We start from the raw sequence: 10,807 nt of genomic DNA on the forward strand, positions 1-10,807 counted from the left end.
GCCAGGCTGGGTCGAGCATTCGCCCAATGAAATTTTTGATTCGCAGGCGCACGTTCTGCACGAATGTCTGCGACTCGCGCGGGTGAACGGCAATGAAATTGCGGCCGTAGGCATAGCCAATCAGCGGGAAACCACCATTGTGTGGGAGAAATCTACCGGGGCGCCAGTGTATAATGCCATTGTCTGGCAGGATCGGCGTACAGCAGCCTTTTGTGATCAGTTGCGGGCTGACGGCAAGGCGCACATCATTCAGGAAAAGACAGGGCTTGTGCTGGACGCGTATTTTTCCGGCAGCAAGGTGCGATGGATTCTGGACAATGTACCGGGAGCCAGGGCAAAGGCTGATGCCGGAGAACTGTTGTTCGGCACGGTGGATTCCTGGATTGTGTGGAACCTGAGCAAACGGGGAGCCCACGTTACAGACCCCTCCAATGCCAGCCGAACGATGATGTTCAATATCCATACGGGACAGTGGGATAACGAACTGCTTGAAATTTTGGGCGTACCGCCCTCCATGCTGCCCGAAGTCGTCCCTTCATCCAGCCATATGGCTGAGGTACATCCTGAATTTTTTGGCCGTGCGGTGCCTGTGGCCGGTATTGCCGGTGATCAGCAGGCCGCTACCTATGGTAACGCCTGTATGAGCCGGGGGATGGCAAAAAATACCTATGGCACGGGTTGCTTTCTGCTGCTCAATACCGGGCATAGTCCGCGCGTCAGCCTGAACAATATGCTCACCACCGTGGCGTGGCAGACAGCGAGGGGATATTCCTACGCGCTCGAAGGCAGTGTTTTTGTGGGGGGCGCGGTGGTGCAGTGGCTGCGTGACGGGTTGGGCATCATCAAGGATTCTTCCGAAATGGAAGGTCTGGCCGGCACTGTGCCTGATAATGGCGGAGTTTATATGGTCCCTGCCTTTGTGGGGCTTGGCGCGCCCTATTGGGATCAATATGCCAGAGGAACCATCGTGGGCCTGACCAGAGGAACCGGCAAGGGGCATATCGCCCGTGCGGCAACTGAAGCCATTGCATTGCAGACGCTGGATATTATTGATGCCATGCAAAAAGATACGGGCATTGCTCTTACGGCGCTTCGGGTGGACGGCGGCGCGAGCCGCAACAACATGCTCATGCAGTTTCAGGCGGACCTCACAGGGGTTCTGGTTGAGCGGCCCACCGTAACAGAAACGACAGCCTTGGGGGTCGCTTATCTTGCCGGGCTTGCCACAGGGTTTTGGGAAAATGAAGAAGAGCTGGCAAGTTTGTGGAAACTTGATCGCTGCTTTTCTCCCTCAATGCCCGGAGACAGGAGAGATGAACTGCTGTATCAGTGGCATCGCGCGGTGCAAAGAGCGGCGCACTGGCTTGAGGAGTAGGGCAGAGCCGCAAATTTGCAGGGCGGTTGCAAACGCCATAATAACGCCTGTGGCTTTTGCCTGTTTTTATTCAGGGCAACAGAGGTTCTTGACTTACCCCTGCTCATTGGGATAAAAAGCTTTTCGCACTATGGGTACAGGCGAATCTGCCTGAACCCCGATTTGCCGGGATGGTGGAATTGGTAGACGCAGCGGACTCAAAATCCGCCGGGGGCAACCCCTTGCGAGTTCAAGTCTCGCTCTCGGTACCAGAAAAATCAAAGGGCCTGTAGAAATACAAGCCCTTTTTTTTATTCAGAAGCTGTATACCACTGTAGGCCACTTCCAAAAACGGTACGTTCCCGCCTCCAATCCCAATCTCCGCCCGCCGCACGTCCATTATTGCGTTTTGTGCAGAGCGTTTGCTTAAACAGAACGGCTGTTTCTACCGCATATCCCACGCGGATCTCTTGTTGTGCGCCTGCTGCTGTAGAGCTGGGCGGCTTACTGATCCAAACGGTACTCCAGGATGTCATCGTCATGTTCATCGCGCTGGCCGGTTTCTTTCCAGCCCAGATGCCGGTAGAAGCCATAGGAACGTACTTTGGGGTCACTGCTGCAAGACAGAAAAAGGCGCTTAAAGCCAAGTGCCTGCATATCTTTGATTATATTCGTCAAAAGCATGCGTCCCAATCCCTGGTTTTCATGGCGCGGCAGCAAAGCCAGCACCATGATTTCGCCACTGTCACGGTCGGCGAAGCAGTACCCGGCCATCTGGCCGTCAACGCTGGCGATATAACCGGGGTAACTGCCGTCCTCAATGCCCGTGCGCCAGCTTTGTTCTGTAATGCCGAGGGCGGCAAGCTCCTGTTCAGAAAACGCATTTTCACGGGTCAATGCGCGAATACGCAGGCATTTGCGTGCATCGCCCGGCAATGCCGGCCGCAGGATTGCTTTACTCATTAAAAACTCCATAAAGAAAGATTCGTTGTATCAGCACGTTTTCACCGTCCCTTCACGGCAATCCGCGTTGCAAGGGCAGGCAAAAACGGCTTGGGGCTGACGCAGCGTTCATGACACAGCCGCAAATCAGGGTCAAACATAATGAAGTCCGAACTCAGATGCTCGATAAAACCATGATTCAGCTTGTTTGCTGCACAGTTGTCGTGGCGAGACAAAATTGTACTGCTTCAGGGCTGGGGCCAGCCGCGAACAGACGATTGTAAATAGCACGTACGACAGGGCAGATGGGGGAGTGCCTGCCAACGGACGGCTTTTTATGAATATTCTACTATATGCAGTTTTTTCAGCAGGCGTAAACGCTTCTGCAAATCAAAAAAAGCAAGATGAAGTGACACAAGCTTGCGGCAGATGATGCCATTGCATAGCATGTTCAAATTTAAATATAGGCGTTACTATTTGGATGAAACAACCTTTGACTGGATTTCTTGCATTTATTATTCTCGCCTCATGGATAAAGAAAATTCGCCAATTGTGATTCGTCCGTGTATCAAGTGCGGTAAATTGTCAACAAAAATTGAAACATCACGGCCAATTGGTCGTACACGCGACCTGTATCGTGTGGTGTGTGAATGCGGGAATGGTCCATTGCGCTGGTCCATAAGTGTTTCTTCAGCCATACGGTTATGGAATTCGCACGACGCATCCTAGGATTTGACTGCGAATTTCTTAACAATTTAAGTGCGTCGCATGTTTTTTTTGCCGTTCAATCGCAAATGAAAGCCGTGCCGTACCCTGCATACTGGCGGTACGGCACTTGAGATGTGCCTGGCAACGGTGCTTGATGCATTGATTTCCAGATCTCAGCTAGTTTTTGTTCAGCCATTTGAGCCGATCTCAGTTCCTTCCTGTGTCCACTCACAGCTTTTCCGGATGTCGAGCCATGATGGTTTCCTGCCCAGAACCCTGATGCCCGGCTGGCGGCAGGCGTTTGCTTCGATGGCGAGGCAGTTACGGCTGCGATCCGCCGCCACGTTGGTATGGAACCGTTGCCCATCTGAGGGCGAGGCGCACGCGTGAAGCGCACGGGGCAGCAGTTGGCCTGTAGTGTGCGGCCAAAACAGGCTGGCATGTCGGGACTTATTTTTCTCCCTTACGATGCAGGCGCAGCTTTAGCCGGCAGTAAACCATAGCGGCCCGTTTATGTTGCTATCGAAATGCCTGTTCCTCAGTTAGGCTGGGCAGCCTGGAAAAACGGCACCAGGGGGATTGGGCGGCAGGGCGGGTGGACCGGGGTGGCATCGGCGGTGACGTTTCAGTAACGTTTCGCCGTGTGGACGCTGGCGGGATGCTCATTACGCACACTATGGCTGGTGTATTTTTATGGCTGTTCACTCTTTTTTTCTTGATCCATAACGCGGCCATTTCGGCGGCAGCAGATCAGGGAATGAAAAGAGTGAACAGCCTATGGTATCCACCTGGCTAGTAGTTTGACATTTCTCTTGCAGCGTTGTCCGTAACTTCCTGGCAGGAGTCCATAACGCTGGACACATTGCCGGCTTCGCTGGTTTCTGCTGCAACGCCCTCCACGGCGACGGGGCCATCGTGAATGTCAGGCCCGGCGAGGGGATTCTGGTCAAGAGCCGCGTTCATGTCCGTCAGACCCATGTCGTGCAATGCACCCCCTGCAAGATCAGTTTCACTTCTCTCTGTGCCTTGCTCGGCTGCGACCGCAAACAGGTTGTCGAGACTTTCATCGCCGTAAGTCAGGGTGATGGGGGTATGGAGTCCGGCAAAGTCGGCGCTGTTTCCACCTTCATTGCCGAGATAGCCGTTATGCAGTGCGTCATCGCCTTCTTCAAAGGGCATGTCTGCGGGCATGTCTGCGGCATGATCGTCCAGGAAGGTGAAAAGCGGCTGAACCTGCCCCTCTTCCTCTTCGTCCATCATAGCAAAGCTTGTCTGTGCTGTAGCGTCAGATTCAAAAGCCTCTGCCTGCGCCCCGGCATTGCCCGTCTGCGCATTGAAGGCGGCATTCAGACTGTCATCCGGCAGGAGAGTCGGCCCGTCGTGAGCGGTCAACGTCGAGTCCTGCGTCGCATCATGCCCGGCGGCATGCTGCGCGTCCTGCATATGTTCTGCGCCGGTATCCGCAAGCATTGCTGCGAGGGGCGAGGCAGAGGGGGCGGCGGGGTCATGCAACTGGGTGACAAGCTCCGGCGGCTCAATGGACGTGCCGCCATCATGCAGAGCCCACAGGAAGTCATTGAAGGTTGACAGAAAGCCCGCGGGCAGGGCGGAGAAGTCCAGACCTTCAAAGTTGATGCCCGTCATGCCGCCTGCAATGAGCGGGTCAGAGCCAATGGCGTTGAGCCAGCCCCCGTAGCGGGTGGCAAAACTTTCGGCATCTGATGCCTGAAGTATCAGGGTGTAGGTGCCGCCGGCAGCGATCACGTTCAGGCTGCCGCTTTGTACCACGCCGTTGATGGTAAGGGTGTTGTCACCGCCGCCCAGATTGATTTCATTGCCGCTGCCCTTGACCGCGCCGTTGATGGTCACGCTGTCGTTGCCCGCGCCGGTGGTAATGATGTTTTTACCGCCGTTTTCAGCCTGCATGGCGATGCCCCGGCCGTTATTGGCAGTGAGGGTGATGCTGTCGCCCGTGCCGCCTGCCTGGGAATGGCCGGTGATGTAGTTTACAGAGCCGCCGCCATCGGCCCACATGGCAATGGCCTTTCCAGCGGTATTGGCCGATGCCGTGATGGTCACGGTCAAGGGCGAGTCCGGGGTTGATTCAATCGTGTTCATGCCGCCTTTGGCAACAACGCCGTAGCCGCCGACAGCACCATTGCCCGATACGACCACATTGCCGCTCTCGGTGGTGATGGTGTTGCTGCCGGAAGAGGCGGCAGACAGGCCATAAGCATTGCCGGATGTCGAGTTGCCCGACACGTTCACATCGCCACTTGCCGTGGTAATGGCATTGCTGCCGAAAATGGTTGCGGTCATGCCGCTCCCGTTGCCTTTGACGGCACTGCCCGACACATTTACCTGGCCATCGTCAGTGGTGATGGAGTTGCTGCTGCCGGAAGCTGTGGTATGCATGCCGTAACCGCTGAGGCCCGCGCCGGTCACAGTTACCTCTCCGCTGGCTGTGACCACGGAGTTGCTGCCGGCGGAATTGGCAAACATGCCATAACCGAGGTTGAACGATGAATTGCCCGACACCTTCACATCACCGTTGCCAGTGATAATGCTGTTGCTGCCGGAAGAGGCGGCATTCATGCTGTAGCTGTGGGCGGTTTCGTTGTTTGCGGCCACAGTTATAGTACCGCTGTCGGTTGTGATGGTGTTGCTGCCGGAAGACGCGGCATTCATGCCATAGGCATGGCCGGTACTTTCGGTTTTGGCTGTTACAGTGACATCGCCGGACTCGGTGACGATCTGGTTTTTACCAGAAAAATCGGCGTGCATGCCATAGGCCGAGTGGTTGACGCTGCTGCCTGCTATGGCCACGCTGCCGCTGTCGGTTGTGATGGTGTTGCTGCCGGAAGAACTGCTCCGCATGCCGTAGCCGGAATTGCTGATGCTGTTGCCCGATGCAGCCACATCGCCGCTTTCAGTGACGACAGTATTGCTGCTAGCATGGGCATGCATGGCAGATCCACTGCTGGAGGTGCTGTTTCCGGTAAGGGTTACATTGCCGCTCTCTGTCGTGATGATATTGCTGGAAGGATCCTTGGCTCCGGAAGACTGGGCGTACATGGCAGAGCTGCTGTTAAGATTGTTGGCTTTGCTGCCGCCGGATACGTCCACATTGCCGCCTTTTGTGGTGATGGTATTGCTACCGTCAGCATAGGACCACATGCCAGAACCGCCACCTCCGCTGCCGACAACACTCACATGGCCATCTTCTGTTTCAATACTGTTGCTGCCGGACTTTTCGGCATAGATACCCCATCTTGTGCTGGCAATGCTTGCATTTCCATCCTTTGTAGTGATGGTATTGCTGGCGGAATTAGCTGCACGCATGCCGTAAGAACTGCCGTTGCTATTGACGGCAGACACACTTACATCTCCGCTGTCAGTGGTGATGTTGTTGCTGGCTCCTGAGTGGGAAGCAAAAATGGCGGAGGCGCTGAAGATGCCGCTACCTGAAACATGCACCTTGCCGCTTCCGGTGGTGATGCTGTTGCTTCCAGACTGTTCGGCTTCCATTCCTGTGCCATGCCCATTGGCAATGCCGGAACCAACAACAGTTACATCGCCGCTTTCGGTGGCGATACTGTTGCTGCTGAGAGAGCCGATACCCAGCATGCCGGTGTTGCCGGAAGCGTTCACACTGCCGCCTTCGGTACTGATACTGTTGCTGCCGGCAGAAGATGCGGACATGCCATACCCTGTACCAGAATTGCTGCCCGTGCCGGAAACTGCAACATCGCCGTCTTTGGTTGTAATGCGATTGCTGCCGCCAGAGGCAACCATGCCGGAGCCCAAACCGGCCCCCTGACCATCACGCGAACCAACAACAGCCACGTTGCCGTTCTCAGTGGCGATATTATTGCTGCCGGAATCATCCGCGTGCATGCCGTACCCTACGCCCCATCTGGCACTGCCGGAAGGATTGCCGGCACCGGTGTAGGAGCCGCTGACGGTAACGTCTCCGTCTGTGGTCTGGATATTGTTATTGCCCGAAAAGGTGGCTGACATGCCAGAGCTGGTGACGGGGGTGTCTTGGGAGGCAGAGCCGGGACCGGTGAAGGACCCGTTGACCGTCACGTTGCCGCTTTCCGTGCTGATGCTGTTGCTGCCGGAATCGCTGGCGGACATGCTACGCTGGTTGTTCGACACAGCCACGTCGCCGCTGGCGGTGGTAATGGTATTACTGCTGCCAGCATCATCGGTCCGCATGCCGAAGTAGCCGCCCGACACGCTCACATTGCCGTCTTTCGTTTCGATTTTGTTGCTGCCGGAACTCCAGACATCCATGCCAGATCCGCTGCCGCCTCCCGACACGCTCACATCGCCACCGTCTGTGGTGATGCTGTTGCTGCCGGAATCGCTAGCGGACATGCCGTTGCCAGAGGCATTTTGCACATGAACCGTACCGTTGCCCATATCAATGACGTTCGCGGCGGCATTGCCCTGCCCGGTTACGCCGTAAGCCACATTAAGCTCGCCATCCGCAGAAGTGATCTGCGTGGTGGAGCCTGGTGTCGTGTTCGTAACCCCGGCGTTAAGGTTGATGGTATTGTAGTCATCGGCCATATGCGCCGGGCCGGCAGAGCCGCTGGCATGTATGGAACTGCCGCCGCTTACCGCGTCATTGATGATTATTTCGTCATTTTGCGCGGAGGAAATGACCGAGTAAACCCCGCCATTGTTCTGGCCTTGATGGAATTCACCGATATTATCCAGATGCTGACCACCATAGCGGCTATCGTGCTCTGCGGAATCAAAGTTTTGATTATCTGTGACTACAAGCTCCACGTTGTATTCGTAGTTTTCGCCTGAAGCGCGGTCTGTAACAGTGATGTGGATGAAGTCCACCAGGCTTTCACCTGTCAGCCCGAGCCGCTGCATTTCGGTCACGCCGTCAGCGGTGAGACGGAACTCCAGGCGGCCGGTAAGGTTGTTAAAGCTGACATCTACCCAGGAACTTGACCATCCGGCAGGCAGGCTGACGCTAACCGCGTAGGGTGCGGTTGCATTTGTGCCGTCAAAATCGATGCCTCCAGGGGCAATGGCTACAGGGGCCGCACCATTACCGCCGAAAAATACGCTGGTGGTAACGGCATCGCCCGTGGCACCGGGCGAGTACAGCACTGCGCGTACAAAGGGGCCTGCGGGAAAAGAGGGACCTTCCACCGGCGCGTCCGGTCCGGCAGTGTCGGCAAGCAAAACCGCGGGGGAATCAAAAAGCAGGGAACCAGGCTGGAAGCCGGAGCCTTCTATTTTTATGTCAGTCCCGTCCAGGTGGTCCACACCGGAGGCGAGGTCGGAAGTCGTGTGGTCAGAGGAGCGGGCCGTTCTGATAGCTGTTGCGGGACCGGCCGCAGGGATGAGATTGGGGCCAAGAGCATTGAAAAATTCCGTGCCGGAAACCAGTTTGCCCTCAATCTCAAATTCAGGAATGTTGTCACTATGATAAGCGGTGTAAAAGTCGTCAATACGAATGACGGCGCCGTCTTCAAAGGTAAATATCAGTGAATTGTCATCGCGCGACAATGTTGCACCATCGGTTGAAAAACCAAGAGCGATCTTTGCGTTTTTGCCCGCCGCAGAAACAGTAATTGCCTGCCCCTGAAGAGGACGCGAAATGGTTATAGTAGGCATACGGCCTCCATAATATACTGGATTCGTTGGTATTGCGGCAACGTGCAGTACTCGTGTGCCGAAAGGCATGAAAGGAGAGAGTGTAGGCGTGGTGCTTACTTCTCTGGGGGGTAAGGCCCCCCTCTGCCTCTATTGCAAGAGGGCATCTACAAGAAGGAAATGGTGAATCAGCGGAGACTGTGATTCACGATCTGGGATGAACCCATCGCTTTTCTAATAATGTCAGTTATTATTCATGTCAATGGACCTGTGGCCATGCAACGTCTGCCTTGACGCGCTGCTTTTATCTGGAGTAAATCTTTATAATTAACTAAAATAATAGATAAAATTTTTAAAAATTAAAAAACCTACCAATGCTTGTTCCAGTCTGTTGCTCTGCATATCAGGGCGAAAACACACAATAAATTATATTATTTTACTATGTTTTATGCCGGACGAAGTTTTTTGCCGGCTGCCAGGCACTGACAACGCAGTTTTTACTTCAATCAACATTGTGGAAATATTTATATTTACTCATGTTTTCTGAAGGGAGGCACATGAAGCATGAATTGGTATTATGAATTTAAAATCTGGAAATGGATTTTTGCTTGCGTCACTACAGCAGAAAAAATTTGCGCACGAAAAAATGTTGCCTCTGGAGGCCGGACTGCGGCCGCAGGGGCGAATCACTTTCACAACGTGGCTGGCAGTGCCGCTGCGTCGGCAAAAAGCGAATGCAGGCAGGCTGCAAAAAAGTGCACGGAACGCGCAGCGGGCGTCTGCGTGAAATCGTCTCCTCAAGCCAGGCTGGCGCACCTAGTTGCTGCTATGACGTTCCTTTTTGGATGCCGATAGTCTTTTTGTTTTTTTCCGCTTCCGCAGCAGTGTGGAAACATCAATGCCCAAGCGCATCGCAGCCTCGGCCACGCTATCGGTTTGTCTCATAACCGCAGCTATTACGTCTGCTTCGTAACGCGCGACGGCCTCTTTCAGGCTCATGTTGCCAAGCAGATCAGGGCTTTCGGATAAATCTCCCGAAGCGCTTGCGCCTGTGGGCATGGCTCCACCTGTCCCCAATCCGGCGCTCAGCAATAGCTCTTTATTGATGCTTCCATTTTTTGACATGACCACAATACGCTCTACCGTGTTCTTCAGCTCTCTGATGTTTCCGGGCCAAGGGTAAAAGAGCATCTTATCGTACAGATCTGAAGAAAAGTAGACATTTTTATTGTGCTTGTTGTTGAAATCTCTAAGGAACTTATTGGCGAAAAAGATAATATCCTCTTTGCGTTCGCGCAGTGGTGGTATTTTAAACTGGATAACATTCAGGCGGTAGAAAAGATCAAGCCTGAATTTTTTTTGTTTGATAAGCTCTTCAAGATTGGCATTGGTTGCGGCAATGATGCGTGATTTGATTTTAATTTCTTTGTTGCCCCCCAACGGCATAATCGTTTTATCCTGGAGTACGCCAAGCAGTTTTGCCTGCAAAAGGTAAGGCATGTCGCCTACCTCATCGAGAAACAGGCTGCCGTCGCCAGAGATTTCAAACAAGCCTTGTTTGCCTTCTTTACTGGCGCCGGTAAATGCGCCGGCCTCGTAACCAAAAAGCTCACTTTCCAAAAGGGTGTCCGGTATGGCGCTGCAATTTATTTTAAGGAATGGTGAAGCAGACTTGGCCCCGATTGCATGAATGTAATTTGCAAAAAAATCTTTACCTACGCCAGTTTCTCCGACCAGCAAAATTGGCAGATCGATGTCTGCTACCTGATTTGCGAGCTCGAACAAATTTTCTATTATCTTGCTACGTGTTTCCGCGATTTCAACTCTGGTCTGCTGTTGAAAAGATTTTATCTGCCTGTTGTAAATCATTGATAGTGTTTTTGTTTTTTGTAATTCCTCCTGGATTTGCTGCAATTCGGAAATATCTCTGGCGATGGACACCGCGTATTTCAAATTTTTTTGTCGATCAAAAATGGGCGTCCCTGAAACCAGGCAGTCATTCCCCTTACTCTCGCCTTTTTTTACTCCCCACTGGCTATATTCGTTAATGGTCACATACGGCACTTTTGTTTGCAGTACTTTGGCAACACATGAATTTTTATAGTCGCCATGCTGCAATCCTTCAAAAACGTTGGATCCGATCATTGTGGATTTTTCATAGCCGGAAAGCCGGGTGAT

The 10,807-nt window shown here is 53.5% G+C and carries 4 protein-coding genes and 1 tRNA gene; 2 read left to right on the forward strand and 3 right to left on the reverse strand.

Annotated features, from left to right (window positions below; all coding sequences use genetic code 11):
- Together glpK and QZ377_RS09120 are read left to right on the forward strand one after the other, a co-directional pair.
- Nucleotides 1-1,375 (forward strand): glycerol kinase GlpK (glpK, locus tag QZ377_RS09115; RefSeq protein ID WP_291440843.1); only part of this gene is annotated, 1,375 nt, incomplete at its 5' end.
- A gap of 164 nt (nucleotides 1,376-1,539) precedes the next feature.
- A tRNA-Leu gene (locus QZ377_RS09120) sits at nucleotides 1,540-1,626 on the forward strand.
- Between the two features lie 232 nt (nucleotides 1,627-1,858).
- Here the strand turns inward: QZ377_RS09120 and QZ377_RS09125 are convergent.
- From QZ377_RS09125 to QZ377_RS09135, 3 genes are all read right to left on the reverse strand, one after another.
- Nucleotides 1,859-2,317 carry a GNAT family N-acetyltransferase gene (locus tag QZ377_RS09125; protein ID WP_291440844.1) on the reverse strand — a complete coding sequence of 153 codons (459 nt, stop codon included), beginning with the start codon at nucleotides 2,315-2,317 and terminating at the stop codon, nucleotides 1,859-1,861.
- Nucleotides 2,318-3,796: 1,479 nt separating this feature from the next.
- Complete coding sequence (locus QZ377_RS09130) at nucleotides 3,797-8,650, reverse strand: hypothetical protein (protein ID WP_291440845.1); 4,854 nt, start codon at nucleotides 8,648-8,650, stop codon at nucleotides 3,797-3,799.
- A 795-nt stretch (nucleotides 8,651-9,445) separates the two neighbouring features.
- Nucleotides 9,446-10,807: sigma 54-interacting transcriptional regulator (locus QZ377_RS09135; RefSeq protein ID WP_291440846.1), on the reverse strand; the 1,362-nt coding region annotated here is incomplete at its 5' end.

Source organism: Desulfovibrio sp., assembly GCF_019424165.1.
In the GTDB taxonomy this organism is placed as follows: Bacteria; Desulfobacterota; Desulfovibrionia; order Desulfovibrionales; family Desulfovibrionaceae; genus Desulfovibrio.